Source organism: Streptomyces mutabilis, from assembly GCF_014649815.1.
Classification (GTDB): domain Bacteria; phylum Actinomycetota; class Actinomycetes; order Streptomycetales; family Streptomycetaceae; genus Streptomyces; species Streptomyces mutabilis.
In genome coordinates, this window is sequence record NZ_BMTT01000007.1 from 280,050 (window position 1) to 306,986 (window position 26,937).

General features: G+C 72.8%; 21 protein-coding genes. 13 read left to right on the forward strand and 8 right to left on the reverse strand.

Translation table 11 applies throughout. The features are described from left to right. Nucleotides 1-33: 33 nt before the first annotated feature. From IE142_RS17775 to IE142_RS17785, 3 genes are all read right to left on the reverse strand, one after another. The gene (locus IE142_RS17775) at nucleotides 34-1,743 is read right to left on the reverse strand and encodes an LCP family protein (RefSeq protein ID WP_191886668.1); all 1,710 of its coding nucleotides are present in this window, start codon (nucleotides 1,741-1,743) and stop codon (nucleotides 34-36) included. Nucleotides 1,744-2,005: 262 nt separating this feature from the next. After that, nucleotides 2,006-3,268 carry an LCP family protein gene (locus IE142_RS17780; RefSeq protein ID WP_191886669.1) on the reverse strand — a complete coding sequence of 421 codons (1,263 nt, stop codon included), beginning with the start codon at nucleotides 3,266-3,268 and terminating at the stop codon, nucleotides 2,006-2,008. Between the two features lie 327 nt (nucleotides 3,269-3,595). Further along, nucleotides 3,596-4,360 carry a TIGR03089 family protein gene (locus IE142_RS17785; protein ID WP_191886670.1) on the reverse strand — a complete coding sequence of 255 codons (765 nt, stop codon included), beginning with the start codon at nucleotides 4,358-4,360 and terminating at the stop codon, nucleotides 3,596-3,598. A gap of 137 nt (nucleotides 4,361-4,497) precedes the next feature. Here IE142_RS17785 and IE142_RS17790 point away from each other — a divergent pair, with 137 nt between their 5' ends. Next, the gene (locus tag IE142_RS17790) at nucleotides 4,498-5,868 is read left to right on the forward strand and encodes a peptidoglycan recognition protein family protein (protein ID WP_191886671.1); all 1,371 of its coding nucleotides are present in this window, start codon (nucleotides 4,498-4,500) and stop codon (nucleotides 5,866-5,868) included. Between the two features lie 113 nt (nucleotides 5,869-5,981). Continuing rightward, nucleotides 5,982-7,064 carry a mannose-1-phosphate guanylyltransferase gene (manB, locus tag IE142_RS17795; RefSeq protein WP_191886672.1) on the forward strand — a complete coding sequence of 361 codons (1,083 nt, stop codon included), beginning with the start codon at nucleotides 5,982-5,984 and terminating at the stop codon, nucleotides 7,062-7,064. Nucleotides 7,065-7,264: 200 nt separating this feature from the next. Here manB and IE142_RS17800 read toward each other — a convergent pair whose 3' ends face one another. The 4 genes from IE142_RS17800 to IE142_RS17815 form a co-directional block, all read right to left on the reverse strand. Next, complete coding sequence (locus IE142_RS17800; protein ID WP_191886673.1) at nucleotides 7,265-8,254, reverse strand: DNA-3-methyladenine glycosylase family protein; 990 nt, start codon at nucleotides 8,252-8,254, stop codon at nucleotides 7,265-7,267. Nucleotides 8,255-8,318: 64 nt separating this feature from the next. Continuing rightward, the gene (locus IE142_RS17805) at nucleotides 8,319-9,626 is read right to left on the reverse strand and encodes a coenzyme F420-0:L-glutamate ligase (RefSeq protein ID WP_191886674.1); all 1,308 of its coding nucleotides are present in this window, start codon (nucleotides 9,624-9,626) and stop codon (nucleotides 8,319-8,321) included. Further along, entirely contained in the window at nucleotides 9,623-10,582 is a 960-nt protein-coding gene (cofD, locus tag IE142_RS17810; protein ID WP_191886675.1) for a 2-phospho-L-lactate transferase, read from the reverse strand. The genes IE142_RS17805 and cofD overlap by 4 nt, the downstream gene beginning before the upstream one ends. 33 nt (nucleotides 10,583-10,615) lie before the next feature. Continuing rightward, nucleotides 10,616-11,134: a cysteine dioxygenase gene (locus tag IE142_RS17815; protein WP_191886676.1), complete on the reverse strand. Its 519-nt coding sequence runs from the start codon at nucleotides 11,132-11,134 to the stop codon at nucleotides 10,616-10,618. Nucleotides 11,135-11,824: 690 nt separating this feature from the next. Between IE142_RS17815 and IE142_RS17820 the strand changes: the two genes are divergently transcribed. The 3 genes from IE142_RS17820 (at nucleotide 11,825) to IE142_RS17830 (ending at nucleotide 17,595) form a co-directional block, all read left to right on the forward strand. Further along, nucleotides 11,825-12,088 carry a WhiB family transcriptional regulator gene (locus tag IE142_RS17820; protein WP_003975777.1) on the forward strand — a complete coding sequence of 88 codons (264 nt, stop codon included), beginning with the start codon at nucleotides 11,825-11,827 and terminating at the stop codon, nucleotides 12,086-12,088. A gap of 228 nt (nucleotides 12,089-12,316) precedes the next feature. Continuing rightward, on the forward strand, nucleotides 12,317-16,075 hold the full coding sequence (locus IE142_RS17825; RefSeq protein WP_191886677.1) for a glycosyltransferase family 2 protein: 3,759 nt from the start codon (nucleotides 12,317-12,319) through the stop codon (nucleotides 16,073-16,075). Continuing rightward, entirely contained in the window at nucleotides 16,072-17,595 is a 1,524-nt protein-coding gene (locus IE142_RS17830) for a DUF5719 family protein (RefSeq protein WP_191886678.1), read from the forward strand. The genes IE142_RS17825 and IE142_RS17830 overlap by 4 nt, the downstream gene beginning before the upstream one ends. 284 nt (nucleotides 17,596-17,879) lie before the next feature. On the opposite strand, the gene IE142_RS17835 is transcribed toward IE142_RS17830, so the two are convergent. Continuing rightward, nucleotides 17,880-18,266 carry a metallopeptidase family protein gene (locus IE142_RS17835; RefSeq protein ID WP_191886714.1) on the reverse strand — a complete coding sequence of 129 codons (387 nt, stop codon included), beginning with the start codon at nucleotides 18,264-18,266 and terminating at the stop codon, nucleotides 17,880-17,882. A gap of 377 nt (nucleotides 18,267-18,643) precedes the next feature. Between IE142_RS17835 and IE142_RS17840 the strand changes: the two genes are divergently transcribed. The 8 genes from IE142_RS17840 to IE142_RS17875 form a co-directional block, all read left to right on the forward strand. Further along, a complete protein-coding gene (locus IE142_RS17840) occupies nucleotides 18,644-19,066 on the forward strand; it encodes a DUF3499 domain-containing protein (RefSeq protein ID WP_043372338.1) in 423 nt (140 codons plus the stop codon). Nucleotides 19,067-19,206: 140 nt separating this feature from the next. Continuing rightward, nucleotides 19,207-20,823 (forward strand): L-lactate permease, encoded by a 1,617-nt coding sequence (locus IE142_RS17845; RefSeq protein WP_191886715.1) that lies wholly within the window; start codon nucleotides 19,207-19,209, stop codon nucleotides 20,821-20,823. Nucleotides 20,824-20,964: 141 nt separating this feature from the next. Then, a complete protein-coding gene (locus tag IE142_RS17850) occupies nucleotides 20,965-22,329 on the forward strand; it encodes a phosphomannomutase/phosphoglucomutase (RefSeq protein WP_191886679.1) in 1,365 nt (454 codons plus the stop codon). A 318-nt stretch (nucleotides 22,330-22,647) separates the two neighbouring features. Continuing rightward, nucleotides 22,648-22,818 carry a Trm112 family protein gene (locus IE142_RS17855; RefSeq protein ID WP_191886680.1) on the forward strand — a complete coding sequence of 57 codons (171 nt, stop codon included), beginning with the start codon at nucleotides 22,648-22,650 and terminating at the stop codon, nucleotides 22,816-22,818. 66 nt (nucleotides 22,819-22,884) lie between these two features. Further along, nucleotides 22,885-24,012, forward strand: coding sequence for an SIS domain-containing protein (locus tag IE142_RS17860; RefSeq protein WP_191886681.1), 1,128 nt, complete (start codon nucleotides 22,885-22,887; stop codon nucleotides 24,010-24,012). A gap of 62 nt (nucleotides 24,013-24,074) precedes the next feature. Then, a complete protein-coding gene (gene manA, locus IE142_RS17865) occupies nucleotides 24,075-25,226 on the forward strand; it encodes a mannose-6-phosphate isomerase, class I (RefSeq protein WP_191886682.1) in 1,152 nt (383 codons plus the stop codon). A 174-nt stretch (nucleotides 25,227-25,400) separates the two neighbouring features. Next, a complete protein-coding gene (locus IE142_RS17870) occupies nucleotides 25,401-26,381 on the forward strand; it encodes a cation diffusion facilitator family transporter (protein WP_191886683.1) in 981 nt (326 codons plus the stop codon). Between the two features lie 337 nt (nucleotides 26,382-26,718). Further along, nucleotides 26,719-26,937: adenosylhomocysteinase (locus IE142_RS17875; protein WP_191886684.1), on the forward strand; the 219-nt coding region annotated here is incomplete at its 3' end.

The window sequence follows — 26,937 nt, forward strand, 5'->3', positions numbered from 1 at the left end:
TCGTACTGTCAGACGCGCGCGGGGCCCGTCGGGTCACTTCGCGCACTCGACCTTGTCCGCCGTGGACTTCTGGACCTCCTCGGGAGCCTTGGACGGCGCGTTGAGCTTTGCTCCGGCTTCCTTGAAGTCCTTGCCGAGGGTGAGGGTCATGGTGGGCATGCCCTGGGCGTTGGTGACGCTCTCGCCGGGCTTCATGGCGGCGCCGGACAGGCCGAGGATCTCGGCGAGGGCGCGGGCCTGGGCGGCCTGGTCGGGGGCGTACTCCAGGGTGGTCTTGGCGACCTCGGCGTCGGCGTCGCCCGCGTTCTCGGACTTGGTGACGCCGGCTTCGTTCTGCAGGTACAGGAGTTCCCGCTGGGCGCTGCCGTCGGGGGCGCCGCCGTTGAGGATGCGGACGCGTACTTCGGAGGGGTCGGACTTCTCGCCCTCGAGGCGGGCGGCGACGGCGGCCTTCTCCTTCTTCTCCTTCTCCGACTCCTTCTTCTTGACCTCGGTGAAGGAGACGTCGTTCCTGATCATGTCGAAGACCTGCTGGGCGGGTTCCTCCTGGAGCACGACGGTGACCGGAGTCTCCTCGGCCGGGTTGTCCTTCACCGGCACCGTGGCGAAGGTCAGGTTCTTGGTGTTGAGCTTGCCCAGCTCCAGTCCGAGGTCCTTCAGCTTGCCGATGTCGTCCAGCTTCGAGTCGACGGTCAGCGCCTCGGTCCCCGCCTCGGCCAGCTTCAGCATCTTCGAGGGGCTGGTCAGCGTGTCGTTGGACTTGAGCTTGCGCATCAGCGCGCTGAGGAACTGCTGCTGGATCTCGATGCGGCTCAGGTCGCCGCCGAAGCCGACGGAGTGCCGCGTGCGGACGAAGGCCAGGGCGTCCTCGCCCTCGATGGTGTGCTTGCCCGCCGGTAGGTTCAGGTGCGAGTCGGGGTCGTTGATGTCCTTCGCCAGGCAGACCTCGACCCCGCCGACCGCCGAGGTGAGGGTCTTGACCGCGTTGAAGTCGGCCACCATGAAGTTGTCGGGCGTCACCCCGGTCAGCTCGGTGACGGTGCGCATGGTGCAGCTGGGCGTACGGCCGCTCTGTCCGAGGCTGTTGTTGAAGCGGACGCCGGTGGAGCCGGGAATGACTTCGGTCGTCCCGTCCTCCTGCGCGGTCGGGCAGTCGGGGATGTCGACGATCAGGTCGCGGGGGATGCTGAGCGCGGTGGCGTTGGAGCGGTCCTTGGAGACGTGCAGCAGGATCGTGGTGTCGGCGTGTCCGGCGCTTCCCGTGTCGCCGTAGCCCTCGTTGCCCGCGCCCGTGCGCTTGTCGGTGCCGATCAGCAGGATGTTGATCGCCTTGTCCTTCTGGAAGCCACCGGTGCTCGCGCCGTCGTCGGGGAAGGACTGGATGTTGTCGTTCAGGTGCTCCAGGTACAGGTACCCGGCCGTGCAGGCGGCCAGGACGACGAACGCCATGGTGCCGCCGGTCCACAACAGGACCTTCTTGCCCTTCGACTTCTTCTGCGCCGGCCGTCGCCGTCCCCTCCGCCCGGGCGGCGGCTCCTCGGGTGCCGAACGGCGCCTGCGGGGAGGGGCGACCTCTCTGCCCGGCGCGGGCGAGTCAGCGGGGGCGGCGCTGCGGGGGGCCGGGATCCTCGACTGCGGTGCGGAAGGGGGCGGTCGCAGTTCGTATTCACCGGTGCGCGGATTGAGTACCCACTGGTCTGCGGGGTCGATGCTTTCCGCCCGCCCACGGCCTTGCGCGTCCACGGTTGTCCGAATCCTCCGTCAGGGCCACGCGGCGCCCTCCCCTCGAGGCGCCCGGTCCGGCTCACTGAGTGCGCGGCCCCGGGCACAACCTCGTGGCCGGGCACACCGGCCCGCTCACACTAACCTCACCGTTCCTCACCGGGCGACGCCCGTGACACATTCCACGAACCTTACAACTGGGCATTCCGGCGCAATTATTGGACAACTGTCCGTGCTTCCGCTCCCGTTCCGCGTACCGCTCGGCCCGTCTTCGGAATGCGCTTTACTCGCAGGTGTCCTCGGCGGCGGTGTTCCCGCTGAACGTCGGGGCCGGGGAATCGCCGGTTCCGGGGTCTCCGGATTTCCCGGGTCCGGTCGGTTCGCCGGGCTCTACGCCACCGGGTGACGCGTCCTCGCCGGTCCCTGCCGCGATCGCCACGGGTTCGTCCGTCCGCAGGCGGGTGAACAGCTGCTCCGCGTCGGGCTGCACGAGTTGGTCGCGATTGGCGTCACCCGTGTACGACTCCCGCGGCACGGTCAGGAATTGCACGCGTTCGGTGGGAATGTCGCGCAGTCCTCGTACGAGGTCGTACAAACCGCGCAGGCTCGCCAGATCCGGATCCGTGGTGAGAGAAGACGTGGCCGCGTCCAGAACGGGATACAGCTTCACGGGATTCAGCAGTACGTCATTGCTCTGGACCTTGTTGACGAGCGCACCCAGGAATCGCTGCTGTCGGTCCATCCGGTCGGTGTCGCTGCCGTCGCCGAGCGACTTGCGGGCCCGGACGTAACCGAGGGCCTGCTCCCCGTCGAGTGTCACCCGGCCCGCGGGCAGCCTCAGTTCGGCGTCCTCGTCGTTCACCGGCTCGCGCAGGCACACCTCTACGCCGTCGAGCGCGTCGACCATGTCCTTGAAGCCCTGGAAGTCGACGACCACGTGGTGGTCGATCCGGATGCCGGTGAGCTTTTCGACCGTCCGGATCGAGCACGCCGAACCGCCCACCTCGTAGGCGTAATTGAACTGGGCGAACACGGGATCCGAACGCCTCCCGTCCGGGTGGCGGCAGCCGGGCACGTCCACCATCAGGTCGCGGGGGAGGGAGACGGCGGTGGCGCTGTCCCGGCCCGCGGCCAGGTGCAGCAGGATCGTGGTGTCCGACCGCTCGGTCCCGTCGTTGCGGCCGTAACGGGCGTTGCCGTCACCGGAGCGGGTGTCCGACCCGATCACCAGGACGTTCTGCGCGCCGCGGACCAGCGCGGTGGGCCGCTCCTTCTCGTACCGGGCGAGCTCGGCGGCCGCCGCCTCGTCGGCGGTGATGTTGCCGTTCAGCTCGGCGTAGAGGGCCCATCCGCCCCCTACGGCACCGGCGGCAAGCGCGGCGACCCCGACCCCGGCCCATCCGAGCCGTCGCCTCCGACGGCGCCACCGCAGCCCGTCCCCGGTCGCGGACGCCCCCGCCCCGGGCCCGGGGTCGCCGAGGGGCGTGCCCGCGTCGTCGTCGCTCACGTCTCCCTCCGTCCCGCACACGTGCGCTCCTACGACCATGACCCGAGCGAGCGCCGGGGGCGGAACGGGGCTGCTCCGAACGGGGCACGACGCACAGGGTCCGCACACGCCGGCACCGAACCGACCGGCCTGCGGGCGGGCTGCCGTCCGCACCCGGCTCCACCCAGCCCGCGGGCTTTCGTGCCGTGCAGGGCGGCAGGGGTGGGCGCAGGCGGCACCCCGTCAGCGCCGGGCCGCGCGCCCCGCCCGGCACCCGCGCCAGCGCCGGTGCTCGCTCAACGCCGGTGTCCGCTCAGCCCCTCACTTCGACGCCGGCCTGCCCCCGCACGCGATCACCTCGACGCCGGCCCGCTCCCCGCAGGAATCTCACCGCGCCGTGGCCGAGACCCGCTCCGCCTCGATCCGCTGATCCAGCACCCCGTCCGCCGCCCGCTCCAGGTGCCGGCACAACACCACCGACCCGCCACTCGCCAACGGCCCGTACAACCCCGCGCTCAGCCCCTCCCACGTGTCGTACGGCAACCCCGACAGAATCCGCGCCCCCGGGCCCGTGAGCCCCAGCCCCGACGCCTCCGCCCGAGCCCGCTCCACGACCTCCGCCCCGCTGAACTCCCGCCCGGCCACGATCAGCGCGGGTGCCTCCGGGTCCACCGGCACGTACGGCACGAACCGGTCGCCCTGCCCCGGCACCTCCACCGCGTAATCGGCGAACCCCTCCGGCGCCGCCGGCACGAACCGCCCCCCGAGCGGTCGCAGCGCCAGCGCGACCCGCGGCCCCGAGCACGCCCGCGCCGCCTCCAGCGACTCCGGCTCCGGCCCGCTCACCACCACGTCCGCCGCCGAGGGGTCACCGGCCACGTCGGCGACCACACCGACCGACGCGCACGCCAGGAGCCACACCGCCGTCTGCCAGTGCGCGGGCAGCAGCAGTGCGACCCGGTCGCCGGGTTCGACGGACAGTTCGTCCTGGAGCAGGTTGGCTGTCTTGGCCACCCAATTGGCGAGGGTGGCCACGGACAGTTCGACGCGTTCGCCGGTGGCGTCGTCGTAGAAGGTCACCAGGGGGCGTCCCGGGTCCGCGGCGAGCGCGGAACTCAGCAGGTCGGCAGGGGTGCGGTCGGTCGCGTTCATCCGCGCAAGCCTACGCGGGCCCACGGGCGGGCACCGGGCGTACGGCGTACCGCGCCGCCACCGGATCGGACGAAAACGTCCTACGGGACGTCAGTTCACAAATGGACACTTGCGTGACCGGATGTCCACGATCCCTTATGCGTGGATTCCTTGCTTCCTCGATCGGTGTCACGTGCGCGGCGGCCCTGGCCCTCCCGCTTACCCCGCCCGCGTCGGCGGCAACCACCTCCGCGGCCCGGCCCCCGGCCTCGCGGGTGGTCTCGCCCACGGCCCAGGGGACGGCGCGGAGCGAGGCGCACGTCCCCGGCAGCACCCAGTCGCTGCCCCTCGTCCCCCTCGGCCCGGACCGCGCGCCCGGCGCCGAACCGGGCGTCCCCCGCCGGGACGTGCAGCGCTTCTCACTGGTCGGCGTCGTCTGGGACGACCCGGCCACCGAACTGCACGGCCAGGTCCAGGTCCGCACCCGCGCCGCCGCCACCGGCGCCTGGTCCGCCTGGCAGGAACTGGAGACCCACAACGCCGACCACGCCGCCGACCCGGACACCCCCGAGAGCGCCTCGGGCCGCGTCCGTGGCGCCACCGCACCGCTGTGGGTGGGCGAGTCCGACGGCGTGGAGGTCCGCGTGCGGGCCCGGAGCGCGCCGGACTCCGCCCGAACCGCCCCGGATGCCCACGGCCCCGCCGGGCACACGGACTTCGCGCTGCCCACCGGCATGCGCCTCGAACTCGTAGACCCCGGCGAGGGCGCCCCGCCCGCGGCCGCCCCGGCACCAGGGGACGGCCCCCGCACCACCGCCCTGACCGGCCGGTCCACGGAGGCCGTCACCGCCTCCGCCGCCGACGCCCACCTCGCCCCGCTCGGCGCCGCCCGGATCCCCGCGGAGCGGCAGCGGGCCAAGCCGTACGTCGGCCCCCGCCCGAGCATCACCACGCGCCGCGGCTGGAGCGCCGACGAGAAGCTGCGCGACAAGAAGTTCGTCTACACGAAGAAGGTGAAGGCGGCTTTCGTGCACCACTCGGCCACCGGGAACAACTACCGGTGCTCGCAGGCTCCCTCAGTCATTCGCGGTATCTACCGCTACCACGTCAAGAGCATGGGCTGGCGCGACCTCGGCTACAACTTCCTCGTCGACAAGTGCGGAAAGATCTACGAGGGGCGGGCCGGCGGTGTGAGCAAGGCCGTCCTCGGAGCGCACACCTACGGCTTCAACTCCAACAGCATGGGCATCGCCGTACTCGGCACCTACAGCTCCAAGAAGCCGTCGTCGGCCGCCGTGAAGGCGATCGCCCGGCTCACCGCCTGGAAGCTCGGTCTCCACGGCATGAATCCGCGGGGGAAGACATACCTGACGTCCGGTGGTGGCAATCTCCACCCAAAAGGTAAGAACGTACGACTGAACGTCATCTCCGGGCACCGCGACGGCTTCGTCACGAGCTGCCCCGGCAAGAAGCTCTACGGCCAGCTCGGCACGGCCCGCTCGACGGCGGCGAAGTACCAGGGCCGCTGAGGTCGGCACACCGCACGACCACGCACGACCACCGAAGGCGTCAGGGAACGGTCTGCATACACTGGCCGGCCGGAAGACAGTTCGGCCGGTCCCGGCAGGAAGCAGAGACGACGGTGACAGAAGCGATCCTCCTGGTCGGCGGCAAGGGCACGCGGCTGCGTCCGCTGACGGTGCACACGCCCAAGCCCATGGTCAGGGCGGCTGGGGTGCCGTTCCTCACGCACCAGTTGGCGAGGGCCAAGGCCGCGGGCGTCGAGCACATCGTCCTCGCGACGAGCTATCTGGCCGAGGTCTTCGAGCCGTACTTCGGCGACGGCTCGGCACTGGGGCTCCACATCGAGTACGTCACGGAGGAGGAGCCGCTCGGCACCGGCGGCGCGATCCGCAACGTGGCGTCCCGGCTGCACTCCGGCCCCGAGGACCCGGTCCTGATCTTCAACGGCGACATCCTGACGGGCCTGGACATCGGGGCGCTGGTCCGTACGCACGAGACGACTGGCGCGGACGTCTCCCTGCACCTGACGCAGGTGACCGACCCGCGGGCGTACGGGCTGGTCCCGACGGACGACACGGGGCGGGTGCTGGCCTTCCTGGAGAAGCCCCAGACTCCGGAGGAGATCGTCACCGACCAGATCAACGCGGGCGCGTACGTCTTCCGCCGCTCGGTCATCGACACGATCCCGGTGGGCCGCCCCGTCTCGGTCGAACGGGAGACCTTCCCGGAACTCCTCGCCACCGGAGCGCACCTCCAGGGCATGGTCGACTCCACGTACTGGCTGGACCTGGGCACCCCGGCGGCCTTCGTGCGCGGCTCGGCCGACCTGGTCCTCGGCCGCGCCCCGTCCCCGGCGATACCGGGGCGCTGCGGCGACCGTCTGGTCCTGCCCACGGCCCGGGTGGCACCCGACGCCAAGCTGGCCGGCGGCACGGTGGTCGGCGAGGGCGCCTTCGTGGCGGAGGGCGCACGGGTGTTCGGCAGCACGATCCTCCCGGGCGCGGTCATCGAACCCGGCGCGGTGATCACCGACTCCCTCATCGGCACGCGTGCGCGCGTCGGCACCCGCTCGGTCCTCTCGGACACGGTCATCGGGGACGGCGCGGTCATCGGCGCCGACAACGAACTCCGCTCCGGCGCCCGCATCTGGTGCGACGCCCACATCCCGCCCGCAGCCCTGCGCTTCTCTTCCGACGCGTAGGCCCCCGGCGGTGGGGCGGGGTGCCCTGCGGCGGCCCGTGCGGGTGTGCGGCTGGGGTGCCTGCGGCACCGCTGCGGGCAGTCGTGCCGCTGGGGCGGCACAGCGGCACCCCGCTACGCCGGGCCGCGACACCCACTCCCGCGCCCAGACCCACGCCGGGTGCCATGGAGCCGCCGGGTGACGCCAGTCCCCCGGCCGTGTCAGAGCCGCTCGATCCCCCGCGGAGCCATCCGCGGCGCCCGCCTCCCCGGCACCCGCCCGCTCAGCAACACCAACCGAGCCGCCCGATGCCGCTGCCCCGCATACGGGTCCAGCAGCCGCAGCATGACGGAGTCGTCCGCGTACCGGTCCCCGCCCAGCGCGAACCCCACGATCCCCGGCAGATGCAGATCCCCCACCGTCACCGCGTCCGGCGCACCGTGACTGCGCTGCACGGTCTCCGCGGACGTCCACGGCCCGATCCCGGACACGACCTCCAGCCGCTCCTGCGCAGCCGCCGGCTCCATCCCGGCCGCCTCCTCGAGCCGCGCGGCGACCCGCACCGCCCGCAGGATCGTCGACGCCCGCTTGTCGTCGACGCCGGCCAGATGCCATTCCCAGGACGGGATCATCGCCCAGGTCCGCGCCGTCGGCATGACGTACATCCGCCCGGGCGCGGGCCCCGGCGCCGGCTCCCCGAACTTCCGTACGAGCAGTCGCCATGCCTGGTACGCCTCCAGCGTCGTGACCTTCTGCTCCAGGATCGAGGGGATCAGCGACTCCATCACCAGCCCGGTCCGCGTCAGCCGCAGGCCCGGCCGCCGATGCGCCGTGAAGGCCAGCAGCCTGTGCCGCGGCACGAACGCGGACGGGTCGTCGTCGGCGCCCAGCAGCCGCGGCAGCTGATCCAGCAGCCACTCCGCCCCCGGCCCCCAGGCTTCGCCCCGTACCGCACCGCCGCGCGCGGTGATCCGCAGCGTGCCCGGACCGGCGGGCGTCCGGCTGGCCCGCCACACCGATCCGTCCGGCATCGTCCGGAACGTCGGGTCGCCCGGCCCGCGCCGCAGCGGACCGAGGACCAGCCCCAGCTCCAGTGGCCCGTCCGGCACCCACACGCGCACCCTGCCCGGTGCGGCGGCCTGCCGGGGCACGACCGTCTCCCCGCCGCGCACCGTGGTGCGCGTGGGGCGGGGAGCGAAACGTCCTGCCACTGGTGAGGTCCTTGAGAGGAGTGAGAAGGGAGCCCCTACGAGGGTAGAGGCTCGGCCGGCCGCGTCACCGCACCTCGATGAACGACCCCGCGTCCCGCTCCGGCCGCGCCTTCGGCTCCTCGGCGGGATGACCGACCGCGACCGCGCCCATCGGGTCCCAGTCGTCCGGCAGCCCCAGCACCTCCCGCACGACGTCCCGGCAGAACATCGTCGAGGAGACCCATGCGGAGCCCAGCCGCTCCCCGGCGAGCGCGACGAGCAGGTTCTGCACGCCCGCGCCGGTGGCGACCACGAACATCTCCCGCTCGGCCCCGTCGCGTCGCTCGTCGCCGTAGGTGTGCGAGCCGTCCATGACCAGGCACGGAACGACCAGATACGGCGCGTTGCGCAGGACGTCGCCCCGCCTGATCCGCTTGCCGATGGATTCCTCGGTCTTGCCGTCCCGTCTGAGATCGTCGATCCACGCGTCCCGCATGGCGTCCAGCAGACGGGCGCGGGAGTCGGCCGACTCCAGCAGGACGAAACGCCACGGCGTCGTGTGGTGCGGCGCCGGCGCGGTCACGGCCGCCGCCACCGCCCGGCGCACGGCGCCGGGGTCGACCGGCTCGTTGGTGAAGGACCGCACCGTACGGCGCTGGGTGACCGCCTGCCGCACCGCCTCGGAGGTGCCCAGCCGGAACATGTCGTCGCGCGCGCCGCGGACCATCGCGCGGGCGCCCTCTCCGCCGTCCTCGGACACCACCTGCGGGAGTCCGCGGACGACGGCCACCGGCAGTCCCGCGGCCTTGCCCTTGACCAGGTCGCCCGCGGCGGCCAGCTCGTCGGCGGTGGCCACGACGGTGGCGCCGAGCGGATTGCCGTGCGCGTCCGTGCCGCCGCGCAGGTCGTCCAGGACCCGCACACCGGCGGCGCCGATCGCCACGTCCGTGAGGCCGGCCCGCCAGGGGCGCCCGAAGGTGTCCGTGACGACCACGCCGACGTCGACGCCCAGTGCGTCGCGCAGGCCCTCGCGGACGGCACGGGCGGAGGCGTCCGGGTCCTCGGGGAGCAGCAGCACCGTCCCGGAGGGGGTGTTGGAGGCGTCCACCCCGGCCGCCGCCATGACCAGGCCCTGACGGTTCTCCACGATGCGCAGGGCGCCGCGCCGGGCCACCACCCGTACCGTCTCCGCGTCGATGGCGGCCTCCCGGTCGGCGGCCTGGACGACGCGGCCCTCGGCCTTGGACACGATCTTGGACGTGACGAGCAGGACGTCTCCGTCGGCGAGGGTGGGCTCGGCCGCCGCGATCAGCTTGGCCAGGTCGTCGCCCGGCCCCACCTCGGGCAGGCCGGGGACGGCCCACACTCGGTAGCCGGGGGCTGCGTCGGTCATGCCTCGCGCACCTCCTCCGCCAGCGTCAGCGCCTCCCGGGCCATCCGCGCGGTCGCGTCGAGGTCGGTCATCATCAGCGGGACGGCACGGCAGAGGATGCCGGCCGCCTTCACGCGCGTGACGGACTCCGCGTCGACCGTGTCGACCAGCCAGCCGTCGAGCAGCCCCGAGCCGTAGTGCTCGGCGACCGCGGCGGCGGTGGACTCCACGCCGACCGCCGCGAGGACCTTGTCGGCCATCCCGCGCACGGGGGCGTCGCCGACGATCGGGGAGAGGCCGACCACCGGTACGCCGGCGTCGGCGATCGCCTCCCGGATGCCGGGCACGGCGAGGATCGTGCCGATCGAGACGACCGGGTTGGAGGGCGGGAAGAGGATCACGTCCGCCTCCGCGATGGCCTCCAGCACACCGGGTGCCGGCTTGGACTGCGCGGCACCCACCGGCACGACCGCTTCGGCGGGGACCGACGCCCGCAGCCGCACCCAGTACTCCTGGAAGTGGACCGCCTTGCGCTCGCCGTCGAGCTCGACCGCCACGTGGGTCTCCACGCGGTCGTCGGTCATCGGGATCAGGCGCACCCCGGGCTTCCAGCGGTCGCACAGCGCCTCGGTCACCGCGCTCAGCGGATATCCGGCGGTGATCATCTGCGTCCGCACGATGTGCGTGGCGAAGTCACGGTCGCCCAGGCCGAACCACTCGGGCCCGATGCCGTACGCCGCGAGTTCCTCCTTGAGGTGGAAGGTCTCGTCGGCCCGGCCCCAGCCCTGCTCCTCGTTGATGCCGCCGCCGAGCGTGTACATCACCGTGTCGAGGTCCGGGCAGACCTTCAGCCCGAAGAGGTGGATGTCGTCCCCGGTGTTGCCGATGACCGTGATGTCCGCGTCCGGCGCGGCCTGCTTCAGACCACGCAGGAACCGGGCACCGCCGATGCCGCCTGCCAGAACCACAATGCGCATGGCCCCAGTCTTGCAGGCGGGCACGACAGGGCGTCAGGCAGTCGTCAACGCGCCGGTGTCCGGCCCGCGCGCGGTCGTGGCCGAGCACCGCGGGGAGTGCATGGGCATGTCGGTGAGGCCGGGGAAGTAGACGTGCAGGCTGACCGCCGGCTCCAGCGCGTCGTTGACCACCTCGTGCGCGTGCCCCGGGGCGAACACCTTCTGCGTCCCCGGCCGCAACGCGCGCGTGCCGCGCTCGGTGTGCTCGGTCAGGGTGCCCTCCAGGACGGTCCACACGCCAAAGGAGGGTCCGTGGTCGTGGCGTCCGCTGCCCTGACCGGGCAGCCAGGACAGGAGCCAGACCTCGTAGCCGGGGCCGGTGCGCAGCCGGTGGTACCAGCGCGTCGTCGCGTCGTACCGGACGAGGTGCCGCCAGGCGGAGACGTCGGCGGCCAGGGAACGGACCAGGCCGGCGAACTCGGCGACGGTGGTCGGGTGCTCGCGCGGCGCCCGGAGGAGGTGGGGGACTTCGAGGATGTCGCCGGCGATCTGGAGGTCGCTGTCGCTGTTCATGGGTGCGGTGGTTCCTCGGCGGAAGAGTGCGGGGAGAAGCGGGATGGCGAGGAGCGCCCTGGTGGGGCGGGAAGAGACAGGCGTCCGGGTCGCGTCGACCCGGGAAAACGGCTGGAGCGCGGTGGGCTCAACAGCCGGAACAGCAACAACAGCTGCGGCGAACGTGGGCAGCACCGTGGGACCCGGCGGTGCGGGTCGCGGTGAGTGCCAAGTTCGCGAGCATGCCCACAAGGACAGCGGTTCACACCGGCACTGTCAACTCGATGCCCGTTATGCGGGACATGGTTCACCTCATCCGGTTCATCTGGCAGGTGAAAGGTTTGCTCATGCGGCTTCCAGGACACATGGCGCACAAGCTGGGCGCACAACCCCCGTTGCGATCCCGTGATCCGAATGTGATCAGCTTCGCTTCGGCGTGTGTATCGGAACGGGATCGAACGCCTGGACGTCCTTCCTGATGCGGGCTCCGCGCGGGGTGGGTGCCTCAGCGGGCTTCGTCGGTATGCCGAGGTTTATGCCGATTTGAACACTTTCTGCATGGCCTTGGTTCCGCAGAGTGAATAAGGGGCTCAATAGCAGATCCCGGCTTGACTCGCCCGGAGCAGCACACTTGTAATTTCACTCGTGTCGTTCAGCCGAAATCGATAACGGCTGGATCACGGGGACGCGAAAGACAGACGAGGGGCGCACATGACCGAGCTGGTGCAGCAACTGCTGGTCGACGACGCGGACGAGGAGCTCGGCTGGCAGGAGCGCGCACTGTGCGCCCAGACCGACCCCGAGTCCTTCTTTCCCGAGAAGGGCGGCTCCACCCGGGAGGCCAAGAAGGTCTGCCTCGCCTGTGAGGTCCGCTCCGAGTGCCTCGAGTACGCCCTTGCCAACGACGAGCGCTTCGGCATCTGGGGCGGCCTGTCCGAGCGGGAACGCCGGCGGCTGAAGAAGGCCGCGGTCTGACCCGACGGCAGGGACGGCGGGCAGAGCCGGAAGAGCGGGAAAGCGGGCTCAGCAGGTCCGCCGGAGCGGCGACGATCTGCGATGACGGCCCCTCACGGGTGGGTTGTCCACAGGCGGCGGGCCCTCCGTGTGCCCAGCCGATAGTGTGGGCGCTCGTCCGAGACGCCCCGCCACCCCCAACAGGCACGGGCGTCCACCGCAGTCCACCGAACCGGGGCCCGTACCTCGATGTCCGTGCACAGCCACACGGCAGCCCAGCAAGACCTCGCTGCCACACCTGAGTTCCCGCGTCACGTCGTGACCGCGGTCCTCGTCGCCCACGACGGAGCCCGCTGGCTGCCCGACGCGCTCGCCGGGCTGCTCGGCCAGGAGCGCCCCGTCCAGTACGCCGTCGCCGCCGACACCGGCAGCGCCGACGACTCCGCCCGGCTCGTCATCGACGCCCTCGGCGACGACCACGTGCTCCACCTCGCCCGCCGCACCGGCTTCGGCCAGGCCGTCGAGGAGGCCGTCCGCATCGCGCCCGTCCTCACTCCCGAGGACCTGCCCTACCTGAAGCGGCCCAGCGGCTGGGACCCCGTCACGCGCACCTGGCGCGACGACGCCTACGACATGCCGGAACTTCCCCACGGAGAACCGGTGCAGTGGCTGTGGCTGCTGCACGACGACTGCGCCCCCGAACCCGACGCCCTGGCCCAACTGCTGCGCGTCGTGGACAACGAGTACGAACTCGGCCGTGACGACGTCGCCGTCGTCGGCCCCAAGCTCCGCGGCTGGTACGACCGCCGGCAGCTGCTGGAGGTCGGCGTCTCCATCGCCAACTCCGGCCGCCGCTGGACCGGCCTGGACCGCCGCGAACAGGACCAGGGCCAGCACGACCACGTGCGATCCGTTCTGTCGGTGTCCTCCGCCGGCATGCTGATCCGGCGTGACGTCTTCGACCGGCTCGGCGGGTTCGACCGCCGGCTGCCGCTGATGCGCGACGACGCCGACCTGTGCTGGCGCGCGAACGCCGCCGGAATGCGCGTCCTCGTCGCCCCCGAGGCGGTCGTACGCCACGCCGAGGCGGCCTCCCGCGAGCGCCGCACCGTCGACTGCGCCGGCCGCACCACCGCCTCCCCGCACAAGGTGGACAAGGCAGGCGCCGTCCACACCCTCCTCGTCAACAGCCGTACCGCCGCGCTGCCCTGGGTGCTGCTGCGCATCGTCCTCGGCACCCTGCTGCGGACCCTCGCCTACCTCGTCGGCAAGGTTCCCGGCCAGGCCCTCGACGAGATCCGCGGCCTGCTGGGCGTCCTGCTGCGACCCGAGCGCATCCTCGCCGCCCGGCGCGAACGCGGGCGCCCGCAGGTCGAGAAGGACGAACTGCGCCCCCTGTTCCCGCCGCCCGGCGCGACCATCCGCGTCACCGTCGAACAGGTCGCCGGCAACCTCGTCGGCGCCTCCGACGCCGAGGCGGCCGCGGGCGCCGGACGGCACGGCGGCGCCATCGAGTCCGGGCCGGGCGGCGACGACGCCGACTTCCTCGAGGTCGAGCAGTTCTCCCGCCTCAAGCGCGTCGCCCGCAAGCCCGGGCCGGTGCTCTTCCTGTTGCTGCTGTTCGTCTCCCTGTTCGCCTGCCGCGCCCTGTTCGGCGGCGGTGCCCTGGCGGGCGGCGCCCTGCTGCCCGCCCCGGCCGGCGCCGGCGAGCTGTGGTCGCGGTACGCGGACGCGTGGCACACCGTGGGCACCGGCGGCACCGCCTCCGCGCCGCCCTACCTCGCGATCGTCGCCGCGCTCGCCTCGGTGCTGCTCGGCTCCGCCGGGCTCGCGGTCACCCTGCTGCTGGTCTGCTCGGTGCCCCTGGCCGGTGCCACCGCGTACTTCGCCTCCCGCCCGCTCGTCCCCTCCCGGCTGCTGCGCGCGTGGGCGGCCGTCGCCTACGCCTTTCTGCCCGCCGCCACCGGCGCCCTCGCCGGTGGACGCATCGGCACCGCCGTCCTCGCCGTGCTCCTCCCGCTCGTCGCCCGCGCGGGCGCCGCGGCGGCCGGCCTGACGGGCTCCTCCGCCACCCGCGGCAGCTGGCGCGCCACTTGGGCGTACGCCCTGCTGCTGACGATCACCACCGCCTTCACGCCCGTCGTGTGGCCCATCGCGCTGCTCCTCGGGGCCGGCGTCCTGGTGCTGCGCCGCGGCGACATCGCGGCGTACGGGCTGCGCTTCCTCGCCCAGCTCGGCACGCCCCTGCTGCTCCTCGCGCCCTGGTCCCTGTCGCTGCTCCCGTTCGGCTTCTTCGATGAAGCGGGCCTCGACCAGGGCACCTCGGCCGCCTCCGCCATCGACCTGCTCGGCGCGAGTCCCGGCGGTCCGGGCACCGTCGGCGGGCTGGTCCTCATCGGCATCGTGCTGGCCGCACTCGCCGCCCTGCTGCGCTCGGAACGGCAACTGGGCGTCCGCACGGCCTGGGCCGTCGCCCTGGTCGCCCTGGTCTTCGCGGTCCTCTCCAACCGCTCCGCCTGGGCCGGACCCGCCACCCTCGTCTACGGCATCGCCCTCCTGGCCGCAGCGACCCTCGGCGCCGACGGGGCCCGCTCGCGCGTGGCGGAGCAGAGCTTCGGCTGGCGCCAGCCGGTCGCCGCACTGATCGCCCTCGCCTCGGCCGTCGGCCCGCTGATCGCCGCCGCCGGCTGGATGATCGGGGGCGCCGACGGCCCCCTGGAGCGACGCGACCCCGTCCAGGTGCCGGCGTTCGTCGCCGAGGAGAGCCACACCCGCGACCAGGCCCGCACCCTGGTCCTCGACAGCGACTCCGCGGCCCACGTGAGCTACATGCTGGTCCGCGGCTCCGGTGCCCGACTCGGCGACGGTGAACTGGCCGCCGGTGACGGCGGGAACAGCCGCCTCGACAAGATCGTCGCCAACCTGGTGGCCGGCTCCGGCGCCGACCAGGCCGACCAGCTCGGCGGCTTCGCCGTGCGTTACGTCCTCGTCCACAAGGGTGCGCCCCGCGAGGTCACCCGCGTCCTGGACGCCACGCCCGGTCTGAGCCGGCTCAGCCAGCAGGACGGCAGCGGGCTGTGGCGGGTGGACCAGGAGGTGGCGCGCGCGACCATCGTGTCCGGCGCGGGTTCCGCGGACGGCGCCGACGGCGGTGACGGCGAGCCGCAACCCGTGGCGGCCGGCCCCGTCGAGATCCACACCGAGGTCCCGTCCGGCTCCGAGGGCCGCGTGCTGCGCCTCGCCGACACCGCCGCCGAGGGCTGGACGGCCACCCTGGACGGCAAGCCGCTCACCCGCACCACGGTCGACGGCTGGGCCCAGGGCTTCGAACTCCCCGCCGCGGGCGGGAAGCTGGACGTCACCTACGACGCCCCCTTCACCCACACCGTCTGGCTGTGGGTCCAGGGCCTCCTCGCCGTCGTCCTGGTCGTCCTCGCCCTGCCCGGCAGGCGCCGTGACGTCGACGACGACCTGCCCGAGGAACCGCTCGTCCCGGAGCTGGCCGTCGAGGGCGAAGGACGCCGGGCCCGGCGACTGCGGGCCCAGGCCGAGGCGGCGGCCGAGACCGACGCGGCGGACGGTGAAGGCGCCGTCCCGCCCGTGCAGGCCCCGGCGCCCGTCCCGCAGCAGCAGAGCTACGGCGACTGGGACCAGGGGGCGTACGCCCCAGCCGAGTACCACGCCTACGGCGCGTACGGTGGCGAGCAACACCAAGGCGCCCCGCAGCACTACGACGCGGGCGCCTACGGACAGCAGCCGTACCAGGGGGACCCGTACCAGGCCAATGCCTACCCGGGCGGTCAGGGCGGTCAGGGCGGCGGATTCGAGGCGGGTCAGTACGACCCGTACGCCTACGGCGATCCGTCCGACCCGTCGCGGGCCGGCGCGTACGACGCCGCCTACGGCCAGGCGTACGGCCAGGGCGGGTACGACGCGTCGTACGACCCCTCCCAGCCCCGACACCCCCACGGCACCGGCAGTGAGCGTCCCGACGGGAGCCAGCAGTGAAGCGCACCACCCTGTCCCTGTTCGCGGGCGCCACGGCGCTCGCCGCCGTCACCGGATTCGCGGCCGTCTCCGCACCCGGCAACACCGGCTCGGACACCACCGAGCCGGCCGCCACACTGCCCGTGGAGCGCACCGGCCTGCTCTGCCCTGCGCCCAGCAACTCCGACCTGGCCGAGACGTCGTACACGTCCTTCACGCCCGTCACCGAGGGCGCCGACGAGAAGGGCACGGCCGCACTCGAGGCGGCGACGGCCGAGTCGGAGGGCGAGAAGGACGACAAGGGGGAGGAGAAGGACGACAAGGGGGAGGAGTCCGGGGACAAGGCCGACGAGCCCGTCGTACAGCCCAAGGAGCCCGGCACGCCCGCCACCGGCAAGACCTCCGGCGCCGACACGCCCGCGCTGATCGGCACCGCCACCGGAAGTCACGCCCCCGGCTGGACCGTTCAGCAGACCACCGAGGTCGCCGCCGGGACGGGCCGCGGACTGCTGGGCCTCAACTGCACGGCACCGGACACGGAGTTCTGGTTCCCGGGCGCCAGCACGGCGGCCGGCCGTACCGACTACGTGCACCTCACCAACCCCGACGACTCCGCGGCCGTCGTCGACATCGAGCTCTACGGCAAGGACGGCGCCCTGAAGTCCACGGTGGGGGAGGGCATCACCGTTCCGCCCAACTCCAGTGAGGCCCTCCTGCTGTCCACGCTCAGCGACGTAAACGAGGCCGACGTGACCGTGCACGTCGGCGTGCGCAGCGGCCGGCTCGGGGCCGCGGTGCAGGCCCTGGACGACAAGACCGGCGGCGACTGGCTGACCGCAGCCGCGGATCCGGCGAGCGAACTGGTGCTGCCGGGCATCCCCGAGGACGCCACATCCGTGCGCCTGGTGCTGTTCACGCCCGGTGGCAGCGACGCCGACCTGAAGGTGCGGCTCGCCTCGCCGTCCGGGCTGATCACGCCCGCCGGGCACGAGACGGTGCACGTCAAGGCGGGCATGACGACCGGCGTCGACCTCGGCGAGATCACGCGCGGCGAGGCGGGGTCGCTGGTACTGACGCCGACGAGCGGTTCGGTGCCGGTCGTGGCCGCGGTCCGGGTGGTCCGGGGCAAGGGCGGCGAGCAGGAGTCGGCGTTCATCCCGGCCTCCGACCCGGTCGCCGCCCGCGCGACGTCCGCGGACAACCGGGCCAAGAGCACGACACTGTCCATCGCCGCGCCGGACCGGGCCGCGAAGGTCAAGGTCACGGCGTCGTCGGGCACCGAGGGCGGGACGACGGCGACCAAGACGTTCACGATCAAGGGCGGCACGACCCAGAACGTCGAGGCACCGGTCCCCGCCGGACTCGAGGGCACCTACGCCCTTACGGTCGAGACGGTCTCGGGCGGCCCGGCGTACGCCTCCCGCACCCTCACCGGCGAGGACGACGACGTGGCGTCCTTCACGGTCCAGACCCTTCCGGACGACCGGGGCATGGTCTCGGTACCGAAGGCGGAGGAGGACCTGTCGGTCCTGCAACAGTAGGGCGAGTCCTCACGCAGCCTCAGCTGTCCGCCGCCCCCTGGTTGCGGGCGGCCGCCGCCCCCCAGCTGCGGGCAGTCGTGCCTCCCCCAGTGCCTGAACGGCCTGGGAGGTGCCCCCGGGGGCGGCGCGGGTGGGCGGTGGGCGTCCTTCCGCTCGGGCGAAGCCGGGAGTGGGGGAGGCACCCCGCAGCGCCGGGCTGCGCACCCTGGCCCATCGGACCAGCGGGCAGCACGAGCGAAAACGCCGGACCACTGCACCCGCCCCCACCCGCCGCCGGCCCCCGCTCAATCCTCCCCGTACCGCGGATCCACCGTCTCCGGCGTGAGCCCCAACAAGTCCGCCACCTGCTCAACGACGACCTCGTGCACCAGCGCCGCCCGCTCGTCCCGCCCCTTGGTCCGGATCTCGACCGGCCGCCGGTACACGACGACCCGCCCGCGCCGCCCGTCCCGCGAGGGCACCGCCCCGCCGAGTGGCACGGCCTCGTCGCTCCACGCGTCTGCGCCACCGCCGCCGTCCAGGCGCGGCACATCGAGGACGAGGAAGTCGATGTCGGCGAGCTGCGGCCACCGCCGTTCCAGGCGCTCCACGGAGTCCTGTACGAGGTCCGCGAACACCTCGCCGCGGCTCGCTGCGAGCGGTACCTGAGGGGGCGCGATCGGGCCGCGCATGCCCCGGCCGTGGCGATCACGGCGGCGGGGCCCTGGCCGGTCGGCGTCACGGGGCGTCACGGGGTTCTCCATCACTGGTGAAGGGTAGTCCTCGCCGGTTCGGCGTGCCGGACCGCACACGCACACCTGGGCGCGCCGTGGCCCACCGCGCGGTCTTCCGCAGCGTGTGTCGCCGAATGACCATTCCAGCCAAGCTTGGGCTCGATTCCGTATCTCTCCGCGACCGCCGAACTCAAGCCATATGTCACTGTTCGCATCGTTTAGTGACCGCTCATGAACCCGTCCGGTTTCCCGTACCAGGTCGTCCGTGCAGGTCAATGAGGGGTGCCCGAGAGCCATGTGTGCCGTTTCACACCACGACACGGTGGTGTGACCTGGTGGAGAGTCGTCGCGGCCCGCTCAAGAGTGCGGTACCGTCCAACATCGTGAGCCCTGTACGTCGCTGTTCGCGCACCGCCTGCGGCCGTCCCGCCGTCGCGACGCTGACGTACGTCTACGCCGACTCGACCGCGGTCCTCGGCCCGCTCGCCACCTACGCCGAACCCCACTGCTACGACCTGTGCGCCGAGCACTCCGAGCGCCTCACCGCCCCGCGCGGCTGGGAGGTCGTCCGTCTCCTCGACGGCTCGGCCCCGGCCCGCCCCAGCGGTGACGACCTGGAAGCGCTCGCCAACGCGGTCCGCGAGGCGGCCCGCCCCCAGGAGCGCGCGGCGGAGGCCGGCGGCGGTCGCCGCACGGCCGACCCGATGGAGGTCGCGCGCCGCGGCCACCTGCGCGTGCTGCGCTCGCCGGACAACTGACTTCACCCGGTCTCTTACGCGCCGAACCGTTGCTGCAGATCCGTTTACCGCACACCCATTGACGCGACCTTGTCGCGGACACGACCATTCCGGGAGCCGCGAGAAATCGCTTTCGCATGGCGGAATCCGGGGAGGCGCCCGTGTACGTCCAGGAACTGGAACCCGTCGCCGGCTCGCTCGGCCTGTCGGCGTTGGTGGCGGCCCTGCCCCTGGTGACCGTCCTGGTCCTGCTGGGCGGCTTCCGCATGAAGGCGCACCTGGCGGGCCTCACCGGCCTCCTGGTGGCCGTGCTCGTCGCCTGGCTCGCCTACGGCATGCCACTGGACCAGACGGCCTCCAGCGCCGTACAGGGCGCCGCGTTCGGCATCTTCCCCATCCTGTGGATCGTCGTGAACGCCCTGTGGGTCTACCGGATGACCGTCCGCACCCGGCACTTCGACATCCTGCGCCGCTCCTTCGGGCGGCTTTCCGACGACCCGCGCATCCAGGCCCTGGTCGTCGCCTTCTGCTTCGGCGCCCTCCTGGAGGCCCTCGCCGGCTTCGGGGCTCCTGTCGCGATCTGCTCCGTCATGCTCGTCGCGCTCGGCTTCGACCCCGCGCGCGCGGCGGTCGTCTCGCTCGTCGCCAACACCGCCCCGGTCGCCTTCGGAGCGATGGGCACCCCCGTGGTGACACTGGCCCAGGTCACCGGGCTGCCGCTGGACGATGTCGCCTCCGTGGTGGGCCGGCAGACGCCGCTGCTGGCCCTCGTCGTCCCGCTGCTGCTGGTCGCCCTGGTGGACGGGCGGCGCGGGCTGCGCGAGACCTGGGTGCCCGCGCTGGCCTGCGGCGTGGCCTTCGCCATCGCCCAGTTCGTCGCCGCCAACTACGTCTCCGCCCAGCTCGCCGACATCGGCGCCGCGCTCCTGGGAGCCGGCGCCCTGGTCGCCGTGCCGCAGGCCCGCCGACCCGCGGCCGAGCCCGTACGCGCGGCCGTCCTCACCGGCGTACGCAGCGAGGAACTGGACGAGCAGGACCCGGGCCGGGAGATCGTACGCGCCTACGCGCCCTACGCGCTGATCGTCGCCGTCTTCTCCGTCGCGCAGATCCCGGTGGTCAAGGACTGGCTGGCGAAGGCGACCCAGACGTACGACTGGCCGTTCCTGGACGTCGCCGACCCCGAGGGGAATCCGGTCGGCGGCAACGTCTTCTCCCTGCCGGTCGTCTCCACCGGCGGCACGCTCGTGCTGTTCGCCGGCCTCGCCACGGCCGTCGTCCTGGGCGTGCAGGCGCGCGTGGCGGTCAGGGAGTGGCTCGCGACCGTGCACGAGCTGCGGTTCGCGATCCTCACCGTGACCTCCGTACTGGCCCTCGCCTATGTCATGAACCTCTCCGGGCAGGCCGCCACCATCGGCCACTTCGTCGCGGCGGCCGGTGCCGGCCTCGCCTTCCTGTCGCCGGTGCTGGGCTGGTTCGGTGTCGCCGTCTCCGGCTCCGACACCTCCGCCAACGCGCTCTTCGGCGCCCTCCAGGTGACCGCCGCGCGGGAGTCGGGTCTGTCCCCGGAGCTGCTTGCCGCCGCGAACAGTTCGGGCGGTGTCCTCGGCAAGATGATCTCCCCGCAGAACCTCACCATCGCCTGCGCGGCCGTCGGCCTGGCGGGCCGGGAAGGGGACCTGCTGCGCAAGGTGCTGCCGTGGAGCCTCGGCCTGCTTCTGGTCATGTGCCTGATCGTGGTCGGGCAGTCCACGCCGGTCCTGGGCTGGATGCTGCCCTGACCTCGCCCTGGACCTGCCCCGATCTTGCCCTGCCCCTGCCCCTGTCCCCGGCCTTGCCCTGACCTTCGGGAACCGCCCGGCGCCCTGTCGGTGGTTGCGGGTAGCTTGTGGGCACTGACAGGACTTTCAGGAAGGTTGGCCGTGGCTGCTGATCTGTCGCAGATCGTGAAGGCGTACGACGTACGCGGTGTGGTCCCGGACCAGTGGGACGAGTCGCTGGCCGAGCTGTTCGGCGCGGCCTTCGTCGAGCTGACCGGCGCGAGCGCCGTCGTGGTCGGCCACGACATGCGGCCCTCCTCGCCCGGCCTGACCGGCGCCTTCGCGCGCGGGGCGGCGGCCCGCGGCGCCGACGTCACCGAGATCGGCCTGTGCTCCACCGACCAGCTCTACTACGCGTCCGGCGCGCTGGACCTGCCGGGCGCCATGTTCACGGCCTCGCACAACCCGGCACAGTACAACGGCATCAAGCTCTGCCGCGCGGGCGCCGCACCCGTCGGCCAGGACACCGGTCTCGCCGAGATCCGCACGCTGGTGGAGCGCTGGAGCGAAACCGGCGCCCCGGAGCCGGCCGCACGACCGGGCACGGTCACCCGCCGCGACACCCTTGCCGACTACGCGGCGCACCTGCGCTCCCTCGTCGACCTCACCACCATCCGCCCCCTGAAGGTGGTCGTCGACGCGGGCAACGGCATGGGCGGCCACACCGTCCCCTCCGTCTTCGCCGGACTGCCCCTCGACCTCGTGCCGATGTACTTCGAGCTGGACGGCACCTTCCCCAACCACGAGGCCAACCCGCTCGACCCGGCCAACCTCGTCGACCTCCAGGAGCGCGTCCGCGAGGAGGGCGCCGACCTCGGCCTCGCCTTCGACGGCGACGCCGACCGCTGCTTCGTCGTCGACCAGAACGGCGACCCGGTCTCCCCGTCCGCAGTGACCGCCCTCGTGGCCGCCCGCGAGCTCGCCCGCAACGGCGGCAAGGGCACCGTCATCCACAACCTGATCACCTCCTGGTCGGTGCCGGAGGTGGTGCGGGAGAACGGCGGCACGCCCGAACGCACACGCGTGGGCCACTCCTTCATCAAGGCCGAGATGGCCAGGACCGGCGCCATCTTCGGCGGCGAGCACTCCGCGCACTACTACTTCCGCGACTTCTGGAACGCCGACACGGGCATGCTGGCCGCCCTCCACGTCCTCGCCGCCCTCGGCGGCCAGCCGGGCACCCTGTCCGCCCTGGTCGCCCAGTACGACCGCTACGCGGGCTCCGGCGAGATCAACTCCACCGTCGCCGACCAGACCGACCGCCTCACCGCGATCAGGGCCGCCTACGAGGGCCGCGACGACGTCACCCTGGACGACCTCGACGGCCTCACCGTGTCGTCGGCCGACTGGTGGTTCAACGTCCGTCCTTCCAACACGGAACCGCTGCTCCGCCTGAACGCGGAGGCCCGCGACGAGGCGACGATGACGAAGGTCCGCGACGAGGCCCTGACCATCATCCGCTCCTGACGCCCCAGCCACGGGCAGCCGCCGTCCCGCCGTAGCTGCGGGCCGTCGTGCCGCTGGGGCGGCACGGGTGGGCGCAGCGGCACCCCGCAGCGCCGGGCCGCGCGACCCACCCCCGGCCCGCGCCTACCCCGGGCACCCGGCCCACCCCGGGCACCCGGCCCACCCCGGGCACCCGGCCGGCCCCGGGCCGCGTACCCCACCCGGCCCCACCGACGCCGGCGCCCGCCGACTCGCCGAGCGCCAGGCACCCGCCCCCACACCGGCGGTACCCTGACCAGCACATCCACACAAGCCCGACCGCCCCCGAAGGGAACCCCCATGCCGCTCGAAGCCGGCCTCCTGGAGATCCTCGCCTGCCCGGCCTGCCACTCCCCCCTCAAGGAGCAGGACGCCGAGCTGATCTGCACCGGCCAGGACTGCGGCCTGGCCTACCCGGTGCGCGACGGCATCCCCGTCCTCCTCGTCGACGAGGCCCGCCGCCCCGAGTAACCGACGGTTCGCCGCCGCCCCGCCGCGCACCCCGACGAACGCTCCCGGCGATCGGAGACAGCCGCCATGCTCGACGAAACGCTCCTCGACTCCCCGGAGCGCCTCACGGACGCCGACCGCCGCGGCCTCCTGCGCGGCGCCGCCGAGGCCGGTGCCCGTGTACGCACCGCCGCCCGGCACGCCGCCGAGGCCGGCGTGGGCAACCTCAAGCCGGACGGCCGCCCCCGCGCCGTCCTCATCGCCGGACCCGGCGCCGCCGCCACCCACGCCGCCGACCTCCTCGGCACCCTGGCGGGCGCCGGCAGCCCCGTCACCCGCCTCGCCCCCACCGGCGTCGCCCCCGCCGCGGGCGCCCTGCGCTGGGAACTGCCCGGGTGGACCGGCTCCGTCGACCTCCTGCTCATCGCCACCCCCGACGGCGCCGAGCCGGGCCTCGCCCTGCTCGCCGAACAGGCCTACCGGCGGGGCTGCACGGTCGTCGCCGTAGCCCCCGCCCGCTCCCCGCTCAGCGAGTCGGTGAGCGCCTCGCACGGCCTGTTCATCCCCATGGCGACCGCGCCCTACGACCACGACGAACCCCTCGCCGGCGCCGCTCCCGGAGTGCTGTGGGCGCTGCTCACCCCGCTCCTCGCGCTCCTCGACCGCACCGGCCTGCTCGAAGCGCCCCCCGAAGCCGTCGAGAAGGTCGCCGACCGACTCGACCGCATCGCCGAGCGCTGCGGCCCGGCCATCGTGACCTACAGCAACCCCGCCAAGACCCTGGCGGCCGAGCTGGCCGACTCCCTTCCGGTCATCTGGACCGAGGGCACCTCCGCCGGACCGGCCGGCCGCCGCTTCGCCGCCGCACTGGCCGAGCTGTCCGGCACCCCCGCCGTCGTGTCCGAACTCCCCGAGGCGCTCGACGCGCACAGCACCCTGCTCGCCGGCCGGCTCGCCGCCGGCGCCGACCCCGACGACTTCTTCCGCGACCGCGTCGAGGAGACACCGGCCCTGCACGCGCGCGTGGTGCTCCTGCGCGACCGCCCCATCGGCGGCCTCACCGCCGCCCCCACCGCCCGTGACCTGGCTCTCGGTCACGACACGCCGATCAGTGAGCTGGAACCCGAAGCGGGCGGCGAACTGGAGACCCTCGCCGAACTGATCGCCATCACGGATTTCGCCGCCGTTTACCTGGCGCTCGCCTCGGGCGCCTGATCTCGTACGCACCACCGCGTACACCCCCGTACGCACAGGACACGCACCGGCAGAGAGAGCCCATGGACCGCCTCGACAACACCGTCCGCCCCTACGCCTGGGGCTCCACCACCGCGATCCCGGCCCTGCTCGGGACCGAGCCGACCGGCGAACCGCAGGCGGAGATGTGGATGGGCGCCCACCCCGGCGCCCCCTCCCGCACCGACCGGGGCACCCTCGCCGACGTCGTCGACGCCGATCCCGAGAAGGAACTGGGCGTCGCCTCCACGGCCAAGTTCGGCCCCCGGCTGCCCTTCCTCCTCAAGCTCCTCGCCGCCGGCGCCCCGCTCTCCCTCCAGGTCCACCCCGACCTGGCGCAGGCCCAGGCCGGCTACGAGGACGAGGAGCGCCGCGGCGTCCCCCTGGACGCCCCGCACCGCAACTACAAGGACGCCAACCACAAGCCCGAACTGATCTGCGCCCTCACCGAGTTCGACGGCCTGTGCGGCTTCCGCCCGCCCGCCGAGACCGCCGACCTCCTCGACGGCCTGGGCATCGCCTCCCTCAAGCCCTACGTCGACCTGCTGCGCGCCCACCCCGAGGACGCCGCCCTGCGCGAGGTCCTCACCGCGATCCTCACCGCCGACCCCGAGGACATGGCCAGCACGGTGACCGAGACCGCGGCCGCCTGCGACCGCCTCGGCGGCCCCTACGCCCCCTACGCCGACATCGCCCACCACTACCCGGGCGACCCCGGCGTCCTGGCCGCCATGCTCCTCAATCACGTCCGGCTCCAGCCCGGCGAGGCCCTGTACCTCGGCGCCGGCATCCCGCACGCCTACCTCGACGGCCTCGGCGTCGAGATCATGGCCAACTCCGACAACGTCCTGCGCTGCGGCCTCACCCCCAAGCACGTCGACGTTCCCGAACTGCTGCGCATCGTCCGCTTCGAGGCCGGCGACCCCGGAGTCCTGCGCCCGGAGGCGTCCCCGGACGGCGAAGAGGTCTACGACACCCCGATCGACGAGTTCCGTCTGTCCCGGTACGTCCTCCCCGAGGGCACCGCCACCCACGACCTCACCCTGCCCACCCCGCAGATCCTGCTCTGCACGGCGGGCACCGTACGGGCAGGCGAACACGGACTGCTGCCCGGCCGTTCCGTCTTCGTCCCGGCAGGTGAAAAGGCCGACGTGTCCGGAACCGGCACGCTCTTCCGGGCGACCGTGCGCGTCTGACACACAGTCCCTGCGTGTCTGAGGGGCGTTCGACGGGGCATTCGGCACGTCGGGGCCCGCGCGGGCTGCAACAATGGCGCACCGCAAAGGTGGGGCAAAGCCGATCACCGGCCGCGCCCCCACCGGCGTACGGACGCAAACGAAGCAGATGAAGGCGAAGGGACAACGCGACACATGAGCGCGTCAGGCGGAACCAAGGCGATCGTGGCGGCACTGCTCGCCAACCTCTCGATCGCGGTAGCGAAATTCGTGGCGTTCCTCTTCAGCGGATCGTCGTCGATGCTCGCCGAGTCCGTGCACTCCCTCGCCGACTCCGGCAACCAGGGACTCCTGCTCGTCGGCGGCAAGCGCGCCCAGCGCGCCGCCACCCCGCAACACCCTTTCGGTTACGGCCGAGAGCGCTACATCTACGCCTTCCTCGTCTCCATCGTCCTCTTCTCGGTCGGCGGCATGTTCGCCCTCTACGAGGGCTACGAGAAGATCAAGCACCCGCACGAGATCGAGCACTGGTACTGGCCGGTGGGCGTCCTGGTCTTCGCGATCATCGCCGAGACCTTCTCCTTCCGGACCGCCATCAAGGAGTCCAACGCCGTGCGCGGGAAGAAGTCCTGGAAGGAGTTCGTCCGCCACGCCAAGGCCCCCGAGCTGCCGGTCGTCCTCCTGGAGGACCTCGGCGCCCTCGTCGGCCTGATCCTCGCCCTGGGCGGCGTCGGCATGGCCCTGCTCACCGGTGACGGCGTCTGGGACGGCATCGGCACCCTCTGCATCGGCGTGCTGCTCATCCTCATCGCGCTGGTCCTGGCCGCCGAGACCAAGTCCCTGCTGCTCGGCGAGGCCGCGGGCACCGAAGCCGTCCAGCAGATCGAGGCGGCGATCGTCGCGGGCGACACCGTCACCGGCGTCATCCACATGCGCACGCTCCACATCGGCCCCGAGGAACTGCTCGTCGCCGCCAAGATCGCCGTCCGTCACGACGGCACGGCCACCGAGATCGCCTCCGCCATCGACGCCGCCGAATCCCGCATCCGAGAGGCCGTCCCGATCGCCCGCGTCATCTACCTGGAACCGGACATCTACAGCGCGACCGAGGCCGCCAAGGGCCCGGACCGCGAGGCCACCCCCGGCGGGCCGAGCACGCCTCCCGCCGCCCACTGACCTCGCGCCTCCCGTACCACCGGGCCCGCCTATCCACTCGGCGGGCCCGTCGGCTTTCCTCCCCCGCGCCGCCCGTCACCCTTCGTGAACGTCCGGAAGTCTTCGGAGGCGGACTGGGGACGGCGGGCGCCACCGGTGTAGCTTGGGACGGAGCCAGACGTCGCTGCTGATGGCGGTCGGGCGGTCCGGACACGGACCGGCCGAGGGAGAGAGGGCCTCCGACGGACTGCGCTGCGCGTACGCGGGCATGCCTGTGTCCTCTTCGGGGCACCCCTGTGTCCGCCGCCGCGCAGGTCAGCCGTACCCACCTCGACCCAACCCCGAGGAGCAGCTCGCAATGACGACTGTCGACTTCAAGGTCGCCGACCTCTCCCTGGCCGCCTTCGGCCGCAAGGAGATCACCCTCGCCGAGCACGAGATGCCCGGCCTGATGGCGATCCGCAAGGAATACGCCGAGGCCCAGCCCCTCGCCGGCGCCCGCATCACCGGCTCCCTGCACATGACCGTGCAGACCGCCGTGCTCATCGAGACCCTGGTCGCCCTGGGCGCCGAGGTC